This window comes from Nocardia sp. NPDC055165, assembly GCF_053606985.1.
In genome coordinates this window covers 306,099-325,087 of the sequence record NZ_JBSGSS010000002.1, presented here as the reverse complement: position 1 = coordinate 325,087, position 18,989 = coordinate 306,099, and the positions used below count along the sequence as shown (strand labels likewise).

The window sequence follows — 18,989 nt, the reverse complement described above, 5'->3', positions numbered from 1 at the left end:
CTGCTCCTCGCACCCCCCTCGATTCTAACGCCACCGACAGTCCCGAATTCGGGTCGGTGAAGCGTCCGTCTCGCGGCCGATGATCAGAGATTCAGACGTCGATGTGGGAGCCCATGATGACGGTGCGGTCGCGGGGCAGGCCGAAGTAGTCGGCGGCGTCGGCGGTGATGTGGGAGGTCGCGATGAACAGTCGTTTGCGCCACGTCGCCATGGTCGGCTGGTCACCGCGGCGGAGTTCGATCTTGGAGACGAAGTAGGAGGCGCGATCGAGGTCGAGCCTTCCCTCTGTCGCCGTGGCATCGAGATGCCGCAACGCCGCGGGGATATCGGGACGTTCGGCGTAGCCGTAGCGGGCGGTGACGTGAATGATGCCGTCGTCGCCGTGGCCGAGTGGGTCGACGGTGAGCCGTTCCGCGAACGGGACACGGGGCACCGGGTCGGTGGCGATGCTCACGATCGCGACGTGCTGGTGGCGGACGTGGTTGTTCTCGACATTGGCGCGCATCGCCAGCGGAGTAGTTTTCTTGCCCCGATTGAGGAAGATCGCCGTGCCGGGAACCTCGAAGATCCTCGGTCGCCCTTCGTCGACGAATTCCTGCAGTGGGCCTTCACGCTGTTCGCGCGCTGCGGTGACGATGTCGCGACCGCGTTCCCAGGTGGTCATGACCGTGAACGCGATGACGCCGATCAGCAACGGTAGCCACGCACCGTGCACGATTTTGGTGAGGTTCGCACCGAGGAACAGCAGATCGATACCGAGCAGCGGCACCGCACCGAGCGCGAGCAGCCAGTACGGGGTACGCCATCGGGCGCGGGCTACATAGAAGAACAGCAGCGTGGTGATGGTGATGGTGCCCGTGACCGCCATCCCGAACGCGTAGGCGAGGGCGTGGGAGCTGCGGAACGCGAAGACCAAGGTCAGCACCGAAACCATGAGCAGCCAGTTGATCCACGGGACATAGATCTGACCGATGGTGGATTCGGAGGTGTGCACGATCCGCAGTCGCGGCAGGTAGCCGAGCTGAGCGGCTTGGGAGGCGACGGAGAACGCGCCGGTGATCACGGCCTGAGCAGCGATCACCGTCGCGGCGGTGGCCAGCAGCACCATCGGGAGCCGACCCCAGCCCGGGACGAGCAGGAAGAACGGGCTGGTGATGTTGGCCGGGTCGGACAGGATCAGCGCGCCCTGGCCCATGTAGCTGAGCATGCATGCCGGGAACACCAGAAGCAGCCAGCCTCGGGCGATCGGGCGACGCCCGAAGTGACCCATGTCGGCGTAGAGGGCTTCGGCGCCGGTCACCGCGAGGACCACGGCGGCAAGCGCGAAGAACGCGATGTGGAAGTGGCCGAACAGGAATCCCAGCGCGTAGGTCGGTGAGATCGCCTTCAAGATTTCCGGGTTGTCGCTGATGCCCGCGATCCCGGCCACCCCGATCGCGGTGAACCACGCGATCATCACCGGCCCGAATACGCGCCCGACGACCGCGGTTCCCTTGCGCTGCACCAGGAACAGGACCACGATGATCACCGCGGTGATCGGGATGATGAACTCCTCGAGCGACGGCTCGACGATCTTCAATCCTTCGACAGCCGAGAGCACCGAGATCGCCGGGGTGATCATCGAGTCGCCGAAGAACAACGAAGCACCGAAGATCCCTAGTGCCGCAAGGAAAGTCGCCGTCCGCTTGCCGCCCGGCGCGCTCCAGCGCCGCAGCAGCGTGATGAGCGCCATGATGCCGCCCTCGCCGTCGTTGTCGGCGCGCATCGCCAGCGTCACATAGGTGATCGTCACGATCACCGTGACCGACCAGAAGATCAGCGAGACGATCCCGAACACGTTGTCCTGGCTCACCGGCACCGGGTGCGGGTCGGCCGGATTGAACACCGTCTGCAGGGTGTAGATCGGGCTGGTGCCGATATCGCCGAACACCACGCCCAGTGCCGCGACGATCGCGGCAAGGCGCACGACCTCGCGACCTGTCCCCTGTCCGGGCGGGGTCGAGGTGGCGTGGGTGGGTGTTTCGGTCACAGGTTGTCCTTCCGTGGCGAGCACCCGATGGATGGCGCTGCCGTGACGATATCGCCTGTGGTCGCGATCGGATGGTGCGAGGCATGGCCGACCTCTACGAGACCAACCCCGACTTCCACCAGACCTTCGGCAGCCCCGGCGGCCGCGGAGTTCGCCGCGAACGCCCTGCGCATCCACGTGCGGCACCTGGCTTGACGGCGTGATCGGCTGCCCGAGCGCGCGCTGCGGCCCGGCCGGCCAACTGTCGACATGAGGCACGCTCTTATCGAGGACAGCTGTCATCTAGGAAGGATTCATAGATTAGCGCTATATAAGTTACGAACTATGGCGCGCCTTCCGTGGATGCGGAGTGCTTCGGCGTATTCATCCAGAAATAGGATTTTTGGGATGAAATACCAGCTCATCGCCAATGTAGATACCTGGGATCTCCTGCGCTGAACCCTGTGTGTACGGTCTATCCCAGTCAGCAGCGGAGTGCGACACGTCACAGGGGAGGTTCAGTGTTGAGGAGGCGGGTATGCGGGCGACCGGCAGCTCTGTCAGGAGCGGTCGTCGCGGTCGGCGCCGGGCTGGTATCGGCGCCGGTAGCATCGTCGGTGCCGACCGCTGAGGTAGCAGCCGTCGGCGACTTCTACAGCACGCCGCCCGATGTGGCGGCGGGGGCGGTCATCCGGACGGAGCCCGCGCATCTGGCCCTGTCAGCGACAGGGCAGCCGGAAATGATCCCCGCATCGGCGGCGTTGGACGCGTCGCAGCGGTGGATGACCGACAGGCTCGCGGGTCAGCCCGCACCGACGAACTGCGCGAGGCTGCCGTGACCCCAAATTTTCGATGAGGATGTCGATGCGGGTGCCGCGGCCGCGGCACCTGCTCGAGCGGTACTTGGCGCCGACGGCGGATCCGAAGCGATATCTCTGGGCATTCGGATTGGTGGCGCCGGTTTGCGCGTTGCTGCCCTCACAGCTGGTGATGCGTACCGGACTGGCGATCTTCTGGTGGATCGAACCGATTATCGTGCTGTTGGTGATTCCGGTGCTGGATCGCCTTGTCGGTGAAGACGGCCACAATCCCAGCGACGAGGATTACGAAGAACTCGGTGCCAACCGCTACTACCGGTGGTGTACTTACCTGTTCCTTCCGGTACAGGTCGCTGCCCTGGTGATCGCGTGCTACCTGTGGACCGATTCGCAACTTCGATTCGTCGACAAGCTGGGGTTGGCTGTGACAGTCGGTTTCTTGGCGGGGATCGGTATCAACGCCGCGCACGAACTCGGTCACCGGGTCGAGCGGCTCGAGCGGTGGCTGGCGAAGGCGGCGCTGGCACAATCCGGGTACGGGCATTTCTACGTCGAGCACAATCGGGGCCACCATGCTCGGGTCGCCACGCCGCAGGACCCGGCCAGCGCGCGGTTCGGTGAGTCGTTGTGGAAATTCTTGCCCCGCAGCGTGATCGGGGGGTTCCGGTCATCGCTCGAACTGGAGCGGGACCGGCTGCGACGCCAGCAACGTTCGTGGTGGTGCCCGCGCAACAATATTCTGCAGTCGTGGGCGATGACGGTGGTGCTGTTCGGCGGGCTCGTCGCGACGTTCGGGTCCGGTGTCCTGCCCTATCTCGTCGTGCAGGCGGTGATAGGCGTCTGGCTGCTCGAGACGGTGAACTATGTCGAGCACTACGGCCTGCTGCGAAGTCGATTGCCCAACGGTCGCTGGGCGCGCTGCTCGCCGGCCGACAGCTGGAACTCCGACCGCCTTGTCACCAACATCTTCCTGTTCCACCTGCAGCGGCACAGCGATCATCACACCAATCCCGGGCGCCGGTATCAGACCCTGCGCAGCGCGTCCGAGGCACCGCAGCTGCCCGCGGGCTATGCCACCATGATCGTCGTCGCGTCGGTGCCGGTGCTGTGGCGGCGCACAATGGATCACCGCGTCCTGGCGCACTACGACGGGGACCGCACTCGCGTCAATACGATGCCCGGCCGAGTTCGGCGTGCCGGTCGCGGGTCGAAGCGATCGCGAGGAAAGCTGGGCAGTCGTCTCGCGGGGCGATAAAAGTGCGAAGAACGGCGTTGTCACCGAGTCGGCGAGGCCGTTGCTGATTAGGCTCTGCTGGTGCTGTTCGTTCGGGTGCTGGGCCCGATCGCTGTCGAGGTGGACGGCCGGCCCGTCGACCTGGGCGGCCCGGTGCCGCGCCGATTCCTGGCAGCGCTGTCACTGACGGTGGGAACCCCGGTATCGGACGGTGTGCTCACCGAACTGGTGTGGGGCGAGGATCGTCCGCGGCAGGCGGCCGCGACCCTGCGAGTCCTTGCCTCGCGGCTGCGTTCGGCGTTGGGGCCGTCGGCCCGAGAGTGCCTGCAGCGCAGCGCATTCGGCTATACGCTGACGGTGCACCCGGAAGGGATCGATCATGGCCGGTTCGCCGGCATGATCACCGATGGGGTGCGTGTGCTCGCGGCTGGGGATGCCGGGTCGGCCGCGCGGTTGTTCGAGAATGCGCTCGTGCTGTGGCGAGGGGATCCGTGGCCGGAGCTGGATCAAGCGCCGGACCTGCCCGCCGAGCGGGCCCGGTTGACGGAGCTGCGTGCGACAGCGGTCGAGGAACTGCAGGCGGCTCGATTGGCGTGTGGTGAGACCGCGATGGCGGTGGCCGATCTGAGCGAGGCGGTGTCGGCGGCGCCGTTTCGGGAGCGGCGCTGGGAACTGTTGGCACTCGGCCTGTACCGCAGCGGCCGTCAGGCCCAGGCGTTGGCCGAAATCCGGCGGGTGCGTGAACTTCTCGTCGAGGAGCTCGGAGTGGATCCCGGGCCGGCGCTGCGCACTCTCGAGCAGCGAATGCTCGACCACGACCCCGGGCTGTTGCTCGTGGAATCCCCGCGACCGCGCGGGATGCGCACGGAGACCTCGCCCCGTACGCCACAGCGACCGATCGGGCGCGTGTTGTCGTCGTTTGTGGGTCGTGATCGCGAACTGAGCCTGCTGTCCGTATTGCTTGCCGAGCGGCGCATGGTCAGCCTGGTGGGTCCGGCCGGAGTCGGCAAGACCAGACTCGCCGTCGAATACTGTGCCGGGGGAGCGGATTCGGCGGATCGCTGGATCGTACGGCTCGGCGATGTCCACCACGGTGACGGTGTCGTGACCGCCATCGCTACCGCGCTGGGTCTGGTCCAGATCACCGGCGATCCCGTGGACCTGGTGCGGCGTGCCCTGACCCTGCGACCGGGGCAGTTGGTACTCGACAACTGTGAGCATCTGATCGAGCCCGTGGCCGAGGTGACCATGATGCTGCTCGCCGCCTCTCCGGACCTGCGGATTCTGGCGACCAGCCGGCAGCCGCTCGGGATCGACGGCGAACAGGTACTGGTCGTCGAACCCCTGCCCGTGTTCGGCGCAGCCGGCGGCGACGGTGCCGCGGTGCAGTTGCTGATCGAGCGGGTGCGCGCTGGTCGGCCCGGCTGGCAACCGACTGACAGCGACCGGGAAACCGGACGCGCGATATGCACGAGCCTGGACGGGTTGCCGCTGGCGATCGAGCTGGCGGCGGCCCGGGAACGCGCGTTCGGCCTGCACGGTATCGCCGCTCACCTGCGCGACCGGCTCGACGTGTTAGGAACCACGCCACGCGGTTCACTGTCGCGGCATGCGAGCCTGGAGGCCGCAATCGGCTGGAGCGTCGAGCATCTCACCCCCGCTGATCGCGCAATGTTGTTGCGGCTGTGGCCGTTCGAAGGCGGGTTCACCTGGCAGGGTGCTGAAGCTGTGCGACCCGTGGGAACTGATGCCGGTGTGCTCGCCACCCTGGCATCGCTGCTCGACCGCTCGGTGATCGCCGCCGACGTCACCTCCGGGGGGACACGCTATCGCCTGCTCGGGACCATCCGCCGCTACTGCCGCGACACCGACCCTGACCCACCTGCCACCCGCGCCGCACACGCCGCCTGGGCCCGCGGATTCGTCGCCGACCAGGCCGCGCTGCTGACCGGGCACCGTGCCGGCGCGGCCTACCGTTCGCTCGCCGCCGAACTGCCCAATATCCGCGCGGGAATCGACTACGACCTCGCACACCATCCCGTGCACGCGCTCCGAAGCGCGGCGGCGCTGCAATTCGCATGGCCGGTCCTCGGCGTGCTGGTCGACGGCCGCGATGTCATCCGGACCGCGCTCGACACCGCCGCCGACGCCGGCACCGAGGATCGCGCGCGCGGACTGCTGGCCTTGTCGATTGTGTCGTTCCATGCTGGTGACGCCCGCGAGGCGCTGGGGCGGGCGGAGGCAGCCATGGAACTACTCGCCGACCCCGAGCCCGACCGAGACCTGTGGCTGCACGCGCTGATGTTCCGTGCGCTCGCGCTCACCGCGCTCGGCGATCGGGCCTCGACCCGGAGCGCGATCGACCGGCTGATCGCCGAAGTCGACCGGCTCCCGACAGCGGACTGGATCCGTGGCTGCGCACAGTTCGGGCAGGGCATCGCACTACTGCTGGAGGGCAATCTCGCCGACGCGATCGGCTGGTTGGCCTCGGCGCGGGAACTCAGCGCCGAATGCGGTCACCTGTGGTGCCAAGGCATGGCCGACGTGGTGCTCGCCTGTTCGTTGCTCACTCCGGCCGCGGACGCCGACACGGCCGCGTCGGCCCTGACCGCCATCGACCGCGCGCTGCGCGCGTTCGGCGAGCAATCGAATATTTCCGACGCGCTGGGTGCGGTCTACATTGCCGCCTACGCGCTGATGGCGCTGTCGTCGCCCGAGTCCGCTGTCGGGCTGCGGGCGGCAGCGATTCAGCATTCCGAGCGGATCGGGGCTGATCCGCGGCGCTACACACAATTCGCCCACCCCGTAGTGCTGGATCGGATGGAACGGCTGCTGCCCGCCGGCGAACAACGCGCGGCCGAGCAGCTGGGCAGGCAGATGAGCTGGACGGCCATGGTCGCTCTGGTCCGTGACTCGGTCGAGGGCATCTCAGCAGACTGAGAGGCCGATGTTCGGCGGCTTCGTCGGTGCGCGAGTCTCGACGGTCGTTGTAGCGGTATTGAAACACCTGCGCGCGATCGTTGCGACGAGCCGGCACATACCGGCGTTCGTGCCAAGCACTCATCGCTACGTCTGCGAGGACAGTCCTATGTCACACCCCACTCTCGACATCATCGCGGAGGTCTATCGGGCCTTCGACAGCCGCGACTTCGGCATGATCGAACGCCTTTTCGACCCCGACATCGACATCGACCAGGCCGCCGATTTGCCCTGGGGCGGCCGCCATCACGGGCATGCGGGCGCGGTCGGCTTCTTCACCACGCTGCTCGCGCACATCGACAGCAAGGTGATCTCCGAGCACATGTTCGCCGCAGGCGAGGACGTGGTGCAGGTCGGCCGCACGGTCGGGACGACCGTCCCCGGTGGCGTCGAATTCGACCTTCCCGAGGTGCACATCTGGCACCTGCGTCAGGGGCGGATCGTCGGCTTCGACGCCTATATCGACACCCCGGCCATGCTGGCCGCCCTACGGCAGGCGCAGACGCGATGACCGGCTTCGACCTGGCTGCGGAAACGACAGTCGAACGGGCGGCCGCCAGCGTGTGGGCGCTACTGGCCGACTACGCCACCGACACGGCATGGCGCACCGGCGTCGTCGCCATGTCCGCCTCCCCGCCCGGGCCTGCCACTCCCGGCGCTCGCACCGTCGAACAGCTCCGGTTCGCGGGCCGGACCTGGCACAACAACGGTGAAGTCGTCACTGTCGAACCAGGCACCCGCATCACCTGGCGCACGCTCACCGGGGCCGACGCCGAAGGCTCGCGCACCGTAACCCCGCTGGGCCGAGACCGATGCCGCGTCCGCCTCGAGCTGCGCGTCGTTCCGCACGGCATACAACGGCCGTTCGGGTGGCTGCTGGCTCGCATGCTGCAACGCAACCTGGATCGAGATATCGCAGCACTGCGCAACCTGGCCGAATCGACGTCCGACACTGACCGAAACGTGCGGTGATGCCGCGCACTTCACACCGCCGATGATTCGAGGAGTCGAAAGGCCGTTGTCCGCCAACGAAATTGCCGTGGTCGAAGGGTTCTACTCGGCCCTGGCCCGACACGACATGGACCGGGTCAGGGCGCTGATCGCACCGGAGTTCGTGTTGGACTACCCGGTCAGGTCGTTGCCGTGGCGTGGACAATACGACGGTCCGGACGGCTTCTTCGAGTTCTTCGGACTTCGGCACACTCGACTCGACACCCACCTGACTATCGAGCGAACCTTCCAGGCGGGCAACCGAATCGTCGTGATCGCATGGTTCGAAGGGACAGTCCGCGGAACCAGGACGATCATCCACGGTCACGAGGTCGCCCTCCTGGAAGTGCATGACCACAGAATCGCCCGATTTTCCCTCTTCGAAGAAACGGCAGCCATTCTCGCCGCACTCGAGCAAACTCGATAACCGGGTGCGCTCGGCGCTCCCGAGGTGTGCCTGTACCGGGGGGGTCTGCATCTTGCTCAGCTTCTTGGGGCGGTCGCCTTTGCAGGATTCGCCGCGCGCCCGGTGACCACGGCCGTGTCCGGCCCGAGGAATCGGACGTCGTGCTGTTACCGCGCGGGTGTCGCTGTAGTCACCCAGAGACGGCGATCTGCGAGCGAAAGGATTCGATCATGGGCTCGTCGCCGGCGCGGGCTCGATACTGCGCCGCTTCACCAGCAGCACGATCGCCAGCACCGGGTAGAGCAGGATCGGTAGGAGGGTGCCGAGATAGAAGGTCTGATCGATCAGGATCGACGTGCCGGTGAGCAGGGTGAAGTCGAACAAACCGTGCAGCACCGAGTTGGCCGTGTTGCCACGCGTCACTCTCCGGGTCAGGTAGAAGAAGTAGCCGGCCAGGCTGACCATGACCGCCTGCGGCAGCGCGCTCGCGCCGTGGGTGATGCCGTTGGTCAGATGCACCGCGCCGAACACGATGCTCGACCATAACGCGACTTTGCCCTCGGTCAGCCCGTGATCGCGCAGCACCACGACACCGATCCCGCGGAACATGCCCTCCTCGCCCCAGCCGACGAACTGGGTCGCGATCAGCAGCATCAGGGTGTACAGCAGACCCTTGTCGCCCAGCGCGCTGTAGTTGATACCGAAGACGATCGCGACGAGGAACACGATCGGCACGACCCGCACCCACGGCCGGGTCGGGCGATCGTCGTGCAGGACCGGCCGCATCCAGCCGAGGTAGGCGATGACACCGTAGGTGAACGCCAAGGCGACACCGAGCGGGATGATCATGCCGTAGAACACCGCGCGCGTGGACAGGAAGTCGTCCTCGCCGGTCAGCTCGGTCATCAGCAGACCACCGAGCTGGATGATCGCCAGATACGCGATCACGACCAGCGCGAACGCTGGATAGGACAGGCGTCGGCGGCCGGTCGGGGTAGCCGATAGCGCAGCTTCAGGACGGCTCATACGGGCAAAATATCCGCTGGGAAAGCTGGACGCTTGATATTCGCGGCCGTGTCGTTCACCGCAGTGGCAGCGACCAACGGAACGCTCGGTCGCTGATCGATCCGGCCAGCGACCGAGCGTTGCCTTCCTCGGAAGGGCCGTCGCAGGTTGTGAGCGCTACGGAAACCGGCCCTTCACCCAGGAATTCGACGGCCGGACCCCTTTGGATGACTCCGACTCCGGTCGGTCGGACGTCGATCTGAGGAACAGCTGAAGGCGGCTGCGAAGCGGGTACACGGCGCAGGCGAGCCGGGAGTTCAGATCGCGAGCGGGACTCGGTCGTCGGTGGTCTGCGCACGCAGATCACCCAGCAGTCTGGTGAGCTTGCGAGACACGCTCATCTGAGAGACGCCGAGGCGCTCGGCGATCTCACCTTGGGTGAGTGTGTCGTAGAACCGCCAGATCAGCAGCTGGCGGTCTTCCGGCGGCAGCTGTGCCAGCAAGGGCGCGACGGTGATCGTGTCTTCAGCCAGTTGGTAGCGAGGGTCTTCATCGCCGAAGGTGTCGGCGATGGTCATGCTGGGATCGCCGTCGGTATCACGTGCGGGGGTATCGAGGCTGCGCGTCTGGAACGCGTTGGCCGCCACCAGAGTACGGGCGATATCGGTAACCGGAACATCGAGTTCGGTCGCGATTTCTTGCGCGGTGGGGGAGCGGTGGAATCGACGGGTCAACTCGTCGGTCGCCATCCTGACTTTGCCCTGTAGCTCCTTTTCGCGACGCGGCACATGCAACGGCCAGATGTGGTCGCGGAAGTGTCTGCGCACTTCACCCATGATGGTGGGGACCGCGAAACCCAGGAACGGTGATCCGGTGGTCACGTCGTAGCGGTCGACTGCCATGACCACGCCCAGCCGCGCGGTCTGGAGCAGATCCTCGAACACTTCACCGCGACCGGCGTATTTGCGAGCGATGTGCTCGGCGAGCGGGAGGCAGACCTCGATGATCTCCTCGCGCAGAGCATCGTGTTCAGGGCTGCGCGGGTCGGTCAGTGCCAGGTGCGCGAACAAGGGCTCGGCGTGTTCGTAGGTGGGGCGGGCGGCGGTGGTGGACATGCGGATCAGCTCCTGGTCTGCGACATGCTCAACGGCGGGGAGGAGGTGAACTAGAGGCTGTTGAGGCCCAGCATTTTGGAGGACATCGTCATCGCCGCACCCAGGCCGACGGCGTCGAAGAAGGCGACGGTCGGCGACCCGGTCAAGGCGGCCAGGCCCAACAGAAAGAACACACTGGTCGCCAACACGATGGTGGTGCTGGTCAGATCCATGCTCGGCGTACTCGGTACCCGATTACGTGAGGTGGTCATGAGCAAAGGGTTGACCGCCGTGGAGGCGAATAAACCGGAACCGGTCGATGATGTTGATACGGAGGCAGTTTCGTACTTCAGGATTGAAGTACCTGTCCCATGGGAAGGCATCAGTACACGTCTCGCCCGGAGTCGGTGGCCCCGCGGCGTCGAGCCGGGAAGACTCTCGCCGCTCCTCGTCCGGCGCTACCTCAGTCCCGAAGTGGCGGGGCAAGTCGGATCAGCATCCGTAGGCTGAGTGATCACGAGGTTCTCAGCGGAGGGGGCAGGTTGAACGACTACGGCAGTTTCGCTACCCAACCGTTGCCGGTGCAGTACAGCACTCCACGTGCTGTCGCGCCGGTGCCGTTGAAAGGCGTGCGTGGTCACGGGGGCTCAGGGTCTTCCGGGTTGGTGCGGTCGGGTGGCTATGTCGCGGTTGCTGGCGTGGTGAGTCGCGTGACCGGGTTCGTGCGCACGCTCGTGGTGGCGGCGGTGCTGGGGACCGCGGCGGTCGGGGACGCCTACAACGGTGCCAACAATCTGCCGAACATGGTCTACGAGTTGCTGCTGGGCAGCGTGCTGGCCAGTGCGGTCATTCCGGTGCTGACCCGGGCCCGTCGTCGGGGCCGTAAACGTTCACGCGAGTTCACTCAGCGACTGATGGTCGCGACCATGATCGCCCTGGCCGTGGTCACGGCCGTCGCGGTGGCGTGTGCGCCGTGGATCGTTCGCGGGTTCGTCGCTGATGCCGAGCAGCGGCGCCTGGCGATCTGGCTGGCGTATCTGCTACTGCCGCAGATCTTCTTCTACGGCATCGCCGTCGTCGTGGGCGCGGTACTCAACGTCCGTGACAGCTTCGCCACCGCAGCGTGGGCGCCGGTCGTCAACAATGTGATCCTGCTGGCGACCTGTGCTGTGTTCGTGGCCCTTCCCGGCCCGGTCACGCTCACTCCGGCATCGATGACCACCGCGCAGATCCTGACCCTCGGTATCGGCACCACAGCCGGGATCGCCGGGCAGGCAGTCTGGGTCGTGGTGGCGTTGCGCCGAGACGGGTTCACCTGGAGCTGGCGGGTGCGGCCTTTGCCCTACACCTGGCGCCCGGTCCGGTCCGGTCTGCCGGTGATGGGCTGGCTGCTGGTCTACGCGGTGATCAGCCAGATCGGCGTCGCGATCACGATGCGAATCGCCTTCGACCACGGCGGTGTATCGGTCTACACCTACGCCGAATTGCTGTTCCAGGTCCCCTACGGCATTCTGGCCGCGTCCGTACTGACCGTGCTGATGCCGCGTATCTCTCGCGCGGCCGCCCTCGGTGACCGGACCGCGGTCGTGGCCGATCTCGCCCGCGGTGCCCGATATCTGTCGGTGGCACTGATTCCGATGACGATGGCCATGAGTCTTCTCGGCCCCGGGTTCACGACGGTGGTGTTCACCGGCCGTGTCGATGTCGAGGCCGCCACCCTGATCGGCACCGCAGTCGCCTGTTCCGCATTCGGGCTGGCGCCGTTTGCTTTGGTGATGCTGCGGATGCGGGTGTTCTACGCCTACAACGACACTCGCACTCCAGCCGTGCTCAACCTTGTCATGGTCACCACGAAGGTCAGCATCCTCGTCCTGGCCGCCACGGTGCTGGCAGACCGAGCCGTCATCGTCATGCTCAGCGTCGCGAGCTCGTTGGCCTACGTCGCCGGCGCTGTCGCCGGTCATATCCTGTTGCGGCGCAGACACGGGTTGCTCGGGTTCTCCACTGTCGCAACCACCGTCGCCCGGGTCGCGGCGGCCACCGTTCTCGCCGGGCTGGCGGGACTCGGTGCCGTCGCGCTGACCCGCACCTCGATCAGCGCGGGCGCAGTCGAACAACTCGCGGCCACCGCGGCCGGTGCCATCGCTGCCGTACTGGTGTTTGTGCTCGCCGCCCATGTCATCGGTATTCCCGAACTGCGCGCGGCGCGAACACTTCTACGCCGGGCGTGAGGAGGCCGATGGCGGTTCTGAAACCCTGTGATGGCGGCGAATATGCAAAGTTCGACAACCCTTCAACACAACTCGACGCGGTTGCCACGACGATCGCCGCGCTCCACCACGACAACACCCTGCTGCGCCAAGAACGTCACCGCACAGGCGATCTCATCACGCTCGACGACCACCGCACCATCCCGCCGATCTGTTCGTCATGATGATCCGATGGACAAACTCCTGGTAAGAAAAGATGTGGTGGACAGCCACACGGTCTGACCAAGCCACCCACACCGACGGACGACCTATTCGGATCGGCTTGTCTGGACAGCTGGCGGGATCGGCGAGTTACGTTCCACCCTTATGCGCGGGTTTCTCGAACGCATACCGCGCCGGTGCTCACATTGGCCGAGACTGCCGAGATGACCGCGTCCAGGTGTTGTTCGGTGCGCGCCAGTTCGATGATGTTCTGGCGCAAGTGATCACGCTCCACCTCGAGGCGGCCGAGTAGGGCAGGGGTGGCGCGGCCGTTGATCAGATGTGGCGTGAGCTCGCCGATGGTCCGGCTGGACAGGCCCGCTGCATACAGCTGCTGAATCAGCAGTACCTGATCCACGGCGGTGTCGGCGTAATGGCGCTGACCGCTGGAACTGCGCTCGGCATGTAGCAGGTTCTGCTGTTCGTAGTACCGCAGGGCCCGGGCTGAAACCCCGGTCCGGCGAGCCAATTCACCAATACGCATTCCGGCCCTTCGCGTGATCCATGCCACAAACGCTTGCCTCTGACATCGACGTCAACTTCTAGCGTAGTCGAGGTACCCATCCGCGTCGGAAGTCCTGGCAGCGAACCGAAAGAATATTTCACTCATGGTCATTCACCCCGTCACCGGCCTGGCCGACCCCGCGCCCGCGCCGACCGTCACCGTCAAACCACTCAGGGTGCGCAGGTCCGGCCGTGCCGAAGACCTCCAAGTGAGGGTTTCCGCCCCGGTCACCGGCGACAACCTACCGGTCGTGCTTTTCGCACACGGGTTCGGCTCGAACTTCGACGCCTACGGGCCGCTGGTCGACTATTGGAGCTCGCACGGATTCGTGGTCATTCAGGCTACGCATTTGGACTCGAAGCGGATCGCCTTGGCAACCGAGGATCCGCGTAAGCCGCGACTGTGGCGTCACCGGGTGCAGGACATGACGAGCATTCTCGACGAACTTTCCGTATTGGCGGCATCGGTGCCTGGTTTGCGCGGTCGGGTCGACCACGACCGGATCATCGCCGCGGGACATTCCTTCGGTGGGCAGACCGCGGGAATCCTGGTCGGTTTGCGCGTCACCGACCCGGAAACCGGGATCGCGGAAGACCTGTCCGACCGGCGCGTCATGGCCAGTATCCAACTCGCCACCGCGGGACGCGGCGGCACAGAACTCACGGCCTTCGCTCGCGAACATCTCCCGTGGCTGCGCGACCAGGACTTCTCGCACATCAACGCCCCAGGTCTGGTGATCGCTGGGGACGATGACAACCTCCCGCTGTCCACCCGCGGGCCGGCCTGGACGACCGATCCTTACACGCTGAGCCGGGCGAACAAGAGCTTGCTCACTGTGTTCGGCGGCCAGCACTTCCTGGGCGGTATTTCCGGCGAACACGTCAGCGAGACCACCGACGAGAACCCCGACCGGGTCGCGCTGATACAGCAGGTCACCCTCGCCTACCTCCGTCACGTCGCCGATATCGATCACCGCGGCTGGACTATCGCCCAGGCCGTACTCGCGCCCGCCCACCCCCTGGGACGGCTGGAATCCAAATAGCGGGCCTGTCGAACTACTGTGAGGCGGTATTTCGGTGCAGGCACCGAGTATGGGGCAAGGCTGAGAAAGGGTGCGATGACGAGGGTGATCCGCGCGGCGCTGACGGCGCTGGTGATCGTGTCGGCAACGGTGGGCTGCGACGACGACCCGGGTGCGAACGTCGTGCACGATAACCCTGTGAATCGAATGCTGCCCGAGGGTGAATCACTACTGCTGCGAACAGATTTCAACGACGATGCGGCCTGGCGCGAGACACTCGACGCGGTGAATCGGTTCTATGAAAGCGAAGACGTCGAGTACGGGCTGACCGTTATCGACACCCCTGACTTCCGGGAAGTGACGGCCGGCGACCTCGAGAAGCTGCTCACATCGCAGTACTACATCTACATCGTCGACGAACAGACCATCCGCGATCCAGAGCACCCGATCCTGGCAGTCGACAACAGCGGCGGCGGTGAACCCGCCGCAGGCCTGCCGACTTTCCGGATCTTGCCAAGAGAAGTAGGGCCGGCCGAAGTCAACCTCACGCTTGCGAACATGGACTTCGAGGACTTCGCATCAGCGGTGGACCCGGACGGGGTGTTTCGCGGCTTCTGACGCCGGGCCGACTTGCGGTGCACCATGTTTCGTCGTCCGTGCGATCGAACGGGTGATCGGTTGTCATCCGTGACCTGATCGACGGAATAGCGTCTGTGGGGCGACGACGTTGAGATCCGGGTGGTATCGGCGAAACGTGACGTTGACATGCGAGGTGCCTCGCGGGCTGGTCATGAGGACAGAACCGGTGGTGGCTGGTCTGTACCGGCCTGGGCGGTGCGAAATGGCGCGATCGGCGCGGTCTCAGCATCGGGCGCTGTTGGACCTGTTGCTGACCGGAATGCTGGGCGAGCGTGCGCAGTTGGTGTTCACGCTGGCTGATCTCGAGGGCCGCCGGTATCGAGCGCGCGGTGCCTATTCGGTACCTACCCGACTGAGTGATCGGATCGGGTTGCCGGGTCGACGTGGCACGAGGCGCCTCCGCTTCGCTGTAGCCACGTCGACCGGCCACCACCCGGTCGCTGCGCAGCCAACGACCGGGCATCAGTCATTCGCAGTCGTTGTCACTCCGGATCGGCGCTATCGAATACTCGCGGTCAGCGTTGTCCGGCAATGAAAGTTGCTGAGCCTCAACATCTTTCTCCGCCGGGGTTGTCGAGCTCGTTATTGTTGTCAACGATCTCGCGGGCGCGCGATCAGTAGTTGGGTCGGGAGCTCGATTCAGCGGACCTGGGTCGTCTCGAGAATGCCATGTCGCCGCGCACGCCCTGCGCACCAGCGCAGCCGACGCGGTTCTGCCGTTCGCACCGGCGACTCCGACCTGACCCCGATTCCTGTATCCCGACGCGCGCGGTTCCCGTAAGCTTCGTCGCGTACGTGCAGGTCAACCGGCCGACGATGGAGTCTCATGACGTCCACAGCACTGAAGAAGCCGCCACCCACACCGGTTCTGCGAGCCGTCGAGCGAGTGCGCGACGCGCTCTCGGCGCTGCATCGCCGACTGGTTCCCGGCCATATCGCGCTACTGGAACTACAGATCGCCGGATTCCTCTCGCAGGCGATCAGTGCCGCGGCCGAGCTGGGTATCGCCGACGAACTGGCCCGTGGGCGGCGCGGGGCGGCGGAGCTGGCCGCGGCGGTGGGCGCCCACGAGGACGGCGTGCGCAGGCTGATGCGTCTGCTGGTGAGTTTCGGGGTGTTCGCCCAGCATCGCGACGGTTCCTACGGGCTCACCAGGATGGGTGAGTCGCTGCGCTCCGACGGCGAGGTGACGCTGCGCGACACATCCCTGTTCTTCGGTTCGCCGTTTCACCGCAACCACTGGACCCACCTGACCGACGCGGTACGCACCGGCGAAGCCGTCGGCCCCGCTCTCGACGGTGCGAGCTTCTTCGAGTACGCCGCGACGCACCGCGAGATCGGCGACCTGTTCGACCGCGCGATGACCAGCATCAGCACGCTGTCCATCGAACCGTTGCTGGCGGCTTACGATTTCGGCCAGTTCGGCACCCTGGTGGATGTCGGCGGCGGGCGTGGCAGCCTGCTGGTGGAGATCCTCGACCGCTACCCGGACGCCGAGGGCATCGTGTTCGACCTTCCCGACGTGGTCGCGAACCTGGACAGCGAACTCACGGCGCACGGGCTGGCGGGGCGCTGCGCGGCGCGGGAGGGGTCGTTCTTCGACGAGGTCCCGGCAGGTGGTGACGTCTACCTGCTCAAACACATCCTGCACGACTGGTCCGACGCCAAGGCCGAGCAGATCCTGCGCACGATCCACGCCGCGATGGATCCGTCTGCCCGGCTGCTGGTGATCGAACTGGTGCTGCCCGATCATCAGCGCCCGCACCCGGGCAAGTTCATCGACCTGGAGATGCTGGTCAACACCGACGGCGGCCACGAACGCACCGAGGCACAGTTCCGCGAGCTGCTCGCGCGCGGCGGTTTCACCCTGCTGCGGACGGTGCCCACCGCCGCGCCGGACTGTGTGCTCGATGCCCGCCCGCGCTGATCGCGCCAGACTCGCTTTCCGACTCGACAATCCGCGGCGACAAGGTGTGGGTGATCGCTAGATTGCGGGTAGCTGCTCGCCTTGTACGACTTCGATGTCGAGTTCAATTTTGACGGTGGTCCCGACGGCGGCCACGCCCGTGCGCACAATCGCGTTGTAGTCGATCGCGAAATCGTTGCGGTGCAATAGTGTTTCGGCGTGGAACGCGGCGCGTACCCCACCCCACGGATCTGATCCGAACCCACCGAAGGCCACCTCGAGATCGACCGAGCGGCGCTGCCCGTGCATGACCAGCTCACCCGGCATCACCCAGGTGTCACCCCCGGTACGACGTAACCCGTGACCGGTGAAAGTGATCATCGGATACCTGTCGACGTCCAGGAACTCCGGCGAGCGCAGGTGATTGTCACGCATCGAGATTCCGGTATCGATACCCGCCGCTTTGATCTCCGCGTACCCGGTGGATCGCTCGAACGGCTCAGCGATATCGAGTCGCCCACTCACCTCGGCGAATCGGGCTTTGATACTCGCGATTCCCAGATGACGCGCGGTGGCGATCACTGTCGAATGCGCCGGATCGATCATCCACGGCCCAGTCGGGGGCAGCGCCACTGCCCCCATCGCCGGCACCAGGACCACCTCACCGAGCGCGCCCGTCCCTGTGGAAGAGATCTGCGCGATCCGTGCCACCGGCTCGAACCCGACAGCGGTGAGCACCGCGGTGTGAGTACCCGCGGGCATCAGGCCGGTGCTCACCGCTCCGGTTTCGTCGGCAACCCCACGGGCGATCTGGCTGCCCGTCATATCCGTCACCGTCAACACCGCGTCCGGCACCGGCCACCCCTCCGCGGTGCGAACACGACCGGTCAGCCCGCTCATCAACGATCCCCGAGGTCGTAACCGAGCCGCAGGTCGTAGGCGGCTTCGCTACCGGTCACGGTGACCTGCCCGGTCACCGGCGGATAGCCACGAGCGACCACGGTGTACTGCCCTTCGACGAGATCGGTCACGACGTAGCGGCCGTTCTCGTCGGTGCGCGTCGTCGCGGTCACCTCACCCGCGGCGTCGAGCACAGTGACCAGCACGTCCGGCGCCGCCCGCTCGCCGTCGGCCCGCGCCGATCCGGTGAGCACCGCCATCGCGGTCAACTCGATGTCATGACGCATGACGCCACTGTCGGGCACCGTCAATGTGATTGCGCTGGGACGCATGTGCTCAGCCGCCGCGACCAAGGTGTAGACACCCGACACCACGCCGTGGCACAGGTAGGTGCCGTCGCCGCCCGTGACTGCGGCCCCGACCACCTCGCCACGCATATCGGTCAAGGTGACGGTCGCACCCGACAACGGCGAGCCGTGCGCCGCGGTACGGACGACACCTGACAACTCACCGGAACCCACCAAGGTCAGATCCATGCGCAGGGGCCGCCGGCCGACCGAAACATTGACCGCGGCCGGTTGGTGCCCCATCGCCGACACGATCAACACATGACCCCCCGACTCCGGCGCACTGATCGCATAGCCACCATCAGCGGCACTGCACGCCCGCGCGACCTGACGGCCACCCTGATCGATCAACGTCAACACCGCACCCGGTAACGGCTGACCATTCTCGCGGCGGACATGACCGTCCACCGCTCCACCGCCGATGCCCGAGCCGGACAACTCGCCGGTGGACGGAGCGGACTGCGACGACGCGTCGGCCTGGTAGGCCCGATGACCGTTCTGAGCTACCGGCGCGTGCCGTCCGGCCGAAGCAGTCGGCACCAGCTCCGACTCGGACAACACTCGCTCGGCGCCTTCCCAGACCGGGTCTTCTTCCCACCTCGGGTCCGCGAGTACGGCCAATTCGGCGTCCAGCGCTGCCATTCTGTCGGCATCGGTCGGATTATC

The 18,989-nt window shown here is 66.0% G+C and carries 18 protein-coding genes; 11 read left to right on the top strand and 7 right to left on the bottom strand.

Going from position 1 to position 18,989, the window contains the following annotated elements:
• Nucleotides 1–91: 91 nt before the first annotated feature.
• Nucleotides 92–1,966: a potassium transporter Kup gene (locus tag ACWFRF_RS05570; protein WP_452449155.1), complete on the bottom strand. Its 1,875-nt coding sequence runs from the start codon at nucleotides 1,964–1,966 to the stop codon at nucleotides 92–94.
• Between the two features lie 659 nt (nucleotides 1,967–2,625).
• Here ACWFRF_RS05570 and ACWFRF_RS05565 point away from each other — a divergent pair.
• The 6 genes from ACWFRF_RS05565 to ACWFRF_RS05540 all read left to right on the top strand — a co-directional run bounded on the left by ACWFRF_RS05565 (nucleotide 2,626) and on the right by ACWFRF_RS05540 (nucleotide 8,456).
• Nucleotides 2,626–2,847, top strand: a complete 222-nt coding sequence (locus ACWFRF_RS05565) for a hypothetical protein (protein ID WP_452449038.1) — start codon at nucleotides 2,626–2,628, stop codon at nucleotides 2,845–2,847.
• 25 nt (nucleotides 2,848–2,872) lie between these two features.
• Nucleotides 2,873–4,081, top strand: coding sequence for an alkane 1-monooxygenase (locus tag ACWFRF_RS05560; protein WP_452449037.1), 1,209 nt, complete (start codon nucleotides 2,873–2,875; stop codon nucleotides 4,079–4,081).
• 60 nt (nucleotides 4,082–4,141) lie between these two features.
• Entirely contained in the window at nucleotides 4,142–7,000 is a 2,859-nt protein-coding gene (locus ACWFRF_RS05555; RefSeq protein ID WP_452449036.1) for a BTAD domain-containing putative transcriptional regulator, read from the top strand.
• Between the two features lie 148 nt (nucleotides 7,001–7,148).
• Nucleotides 7,149–7,550 (top strand): nuclear transport factor 2 family protein, encoded by a 402-nt coding sequence (locus tag ACWFRF_RS05550; protein ID WP_452449035.1) that lies wholly within the window; start codon nucleotides 7,149–7,151, stop codon nucleotides 7,548–7,550.
• Nucleotides 7,547–8,011, top strand: coding sequence for an SRPBCC family protein (locus tag ACWFRF_RS05545; protein WP_452449034.1), 465 nt, complete (start codon nucleotides 7,547–7,549; stop codon nucleotides 8,009–8,011). The genes ACWFRF_RS05550 and ACWFRF_RS05545 overlap by 4 nt, the downstream gene beginning before the upstream one ends.
• A 46-nt stretch (nucleotides 8,012–8,057) precedes the next feature.
• A complete protein-coding gene (locus ACWFRF_RS05540) occupies nucleotides 8,058–8,456 on the top strand; it encodes a nuclear transport factor 2 family protein (protein WP_378987494.1) in 399 nt (132 codons plus the stop codon).
• A 207-nt stretch (nucleotides 8,457–8,663) separates the two neighbouring features.
• On the opposite strand, the gene ACWFRF_RS05535 is transcribed toward ACWFRF_RS05540, so the two are convergent.
• The 3 genes from ACWFRF_RS05535 to ACWFRF_RS05525 all read right to left on the bottom strand — a co-directional run bounded on the left by ACWFRF_RS05535 (nucleotide 8,664) and on the right by ACWFRF_RS05525 (nucleotide 10,806).
• Nucleotides 8,664–9,461, bottom strand: coding sequence for a CPBP family intramembrane glutamic endopeptidase (locus tag ACWFRF_RS05535; protein ID WP_452449033.1), 798 nt, complete (start codon nucleotides 9,459–9,461; stop codon nucleotides 8,664–8,666).
• 296 nt (nucleotides 9,462–9,757) lie between these two features.
• On the bottom strand, nucleotides 9,758–10,555 hold the full coding sequence (locus ACWFRF_RS05530; protein ID WP_452449032.1) for a SigB/SigF/SigG family RNA polymerase sigma factor: 798 nt from the start codon (nucleotides 10,553–10,555) through the stop codon (nucleotides 9,758–9,760).
• A gap of 50 nt (nucleotides 10,556–10,605) precedes the next feature.
• Nucleotides 10,606–10,806 carry a hypothetical protein gene (locus ACWFRF_RS05525; RefSeq protein ID WP_387443629.1) on the bottom strand — a complete coding sequence of 67 codons (201 nt, stop codon included), beginning with the start codon at nucleotides 10,804–10,806 and terminating at the stop codon, nucleotides 10,606–10,608.
• A gap of 342 nt (nucleotides 10,807–11,148) precedes the next feature.
• On the opposite strand from ACWFRF_RS05525, the gene murJ reads away from it, so the two are divergent.
• Nucleotides 11,149–12,765 (top strand): murein biosynthesis integral membrane protein MurJ, encoded by a 1,617-nt coding sequence (murJ, locus tag ACWFRF_RS05520; protein WP_452449154.1) that lies wholly within the window; start codon nucleotides 11,149–11,151, stop codon nucleotides 12,763–12,765.
• A gap of 8 nt (nucleotides 12,766–12,773) precedes the next feature.
• Nucleotides 12,774–12,968, top strand: coding sequence for a hypothetical protein (locus tag ACWFRF_RS05515; RefSeq protein WP_452449031.1), 195 nt, complete (start codon nucleotides 12,774–12,776; stop codon nucleotides 12,966–12,968).
• A gap of 140 nt (nucleotides 12,969–13,108) precedes the next feature.
• Here ACWFRF_RS05515 and ACWFRF_RS05510 read toward each other — a convergent pair whose 3' ends face one another.
• Nucleotides 13,109–13,489, bottom strand: coding sequence for a MerR family transcriptional regulator (locus ACWFRF_RS05510; RefSeq protein WP_387443632.1), 381 nt, complete (start codon nucleotides 13,487–13,489; stop codon nucleotides 13,109–13,111).
• Nucleotides 13,490–13,613: 124 nt separating this feature from the next.
• Between ACWFRF_RS05510 and ACWFRF_RS05505 the strand changes: the two genes are divergently transcribed.
• The 3 genes from ACWFRF_RS05505 (at nucleotide 13,614) to ACWFRF_RS05495 (ending at nucleotide 17,097) form a co-directional block, all read left to right on the top strand.
• A complete protein-coding gene (locus ACWFRF_RS05505) occupies nucleotides 13,614–14,552 on the top strand; it encodes an alpha/beta hydrolase family protein (RefSeq protein ID WP_452449030.1) in 939 nt (312 codons plus the stop codon).
• Between the two features lie 75 nt (nucleotides 14,553–14,627).
• A complete protein-coding gene (locus tag ACWFRF_RS05500; protein WP_452449029.1) occupies nucleotides 14,628–15,149 on the top strand; it encodes a DUF6924 domain-containing protein in 522 nt (173 codons plus the stop codon).
• 847 nt (nucleotides 15,150–15,996) lie between these two features.
• A complete protein-coding gene (locus ACWFRF_RS05495) occupies nucleotides 15,997–17,097 on the top strand; it encodes a methyltransferase (protein WP_452449028.1) in 1,101 nt (366 codons plus the stop codon).
• 57 nt (nucleotides 17,098–17,154) lie between these two features.
• Here ACWFRF_RS05495 and ACWFRF_RS05490 read toward each other — a convergent pair whose 3' ends face one another.
• Nucleotides 17,155–17,976 carry a YceI family protein gene (locus ACWFRF_RS05490; RefSeq protein ID WP_452449027.1) on the bottom strand — a complete coding sequence of 274 codons (822 nt, stop codon included), beginning with the start codon at nucleotides 17,974–17,976 and terminating at the stop codon, nucleotides 17,155–17,157.
• Complete coding sequence (locus ACWFRF_RS05485) at nucleotides 17,976–18,965, bottom strand: MSCRAMM family protein (protein ID WP_452449153.1); 990 nt, start codon at nucleotides 18,963–18,965, stop codon at nucleotides 17,976–17,978. The genes ACWFRF_RS05490 and ACWFRF_RS05485 overlap by 1 nt, the downstream gene beginning before the upstream one ends.
• Nucleotides 18,966–18,989: the final 24 nt, after the last annotated feature.

What these genes read in the sequence shown, in the direction of transcription:
- ACWFRF_RS05545 (WP_452449034.1), top strand. Translation starts at nt 7,547, where the DNA reads ATGACCGGCTTCGACCTGGCTGCGGAAACGACAGTCGAACGGGCGGCC.
- ACWFRF_RS05550 (WP_452449035.1), top strand. Translation starts at nt 7,149, where the DNA reads ATGTCACACCCCACTCTCGACATCATCGCGGAGGTCTATCGGGCCTTC.
- ACWFRF_RS05530 (WP_452449032.1), bottom strand. Translation starts at nt 10,555, where the DNA reads ATGTCCACCACCGCCGCCCGCCCCACCTACGAACACGCCGAGCCCTTG.
- ACWFRF_RS05510 (WP_387443632.1), bottom strand. Translation starts at nt 13,489, where the DNA reads ATGCGTATTGGTGAATTGGCTCGCCGGACCGGGGTTTCAGCCCGGGCC.
- ACWFRF_RS05560 (WP_452449037.1), top strand. Translation starts at nt 2,873, where the DNA reads ATGCGGGTGCCGCGGCCGCGGCACCTGCTCGAGCGGTACTTGGCGCCG.
- ACWFRF_RS05505 (WP_452449030.1), top strand. Translation starts at nt 13,614, where the DNA reads ATGGTCATTCACCCCGTCACCGGCCTGGCCGACCCCGCGCCCGCGCCG.
- ACWFRF_RS05495 (WP_452449028.1), top strand. Translation starts at nt 15,997, where the DNA reads ATGACGTCCACAGCACTGAAGAAGCCGCCACCCACACCGGTTCTGCGA.
- ACWFRF_RS05500 (WP_452449029.1), top strand. Translation starts at nt 14,628, where the DNA reads ATGACGAGGGTGATCCGCGCGGCGCTGACGGCGCTGGTGATCGTGTCG.
- ACWFRF_RS05515 (WP_452449031.1), top strand. Translation starts at nt 12,774, where the DNA reads ATGGCGGTTCTGAAACCCTGTGATGGCGGCGAATATGCAAAGTTCGAC.
- ACWFRF_RS05535 (WP_452449033.1), bottom strand. Translation starts at nt 9,461, where the DNA reads ATGAGCCGTCCTGAAGCTGCGCTATCGGCTACCCCGACCGGCCGCCGA.
- ACWFRF_RS05485 (WP_452449153.1), bottom strand. Translation starts at nt 18,965, where the DNA reads ATGGCAGCGCTGGACGCCGAATTGGCCGTACTCGCGGACCCGAGGTGG.
- ACWFRF_RS05490 (WP_452449027.1), bottom strand. Translation starts at nt 17,976, where the DNA reads ATGAGCGGGCTGACCGGTCGTGTTCGCACCGCGGAGGGGTGGCCGGTG.
- ACWFRF_RS05525 (WP_387443629.1), bottom strand. Translation starts at nt 10,806, where the DNA reads ATGACCACCTCACGTAATCGGGTACCGAGTACGCCGAGCATGGATCTG.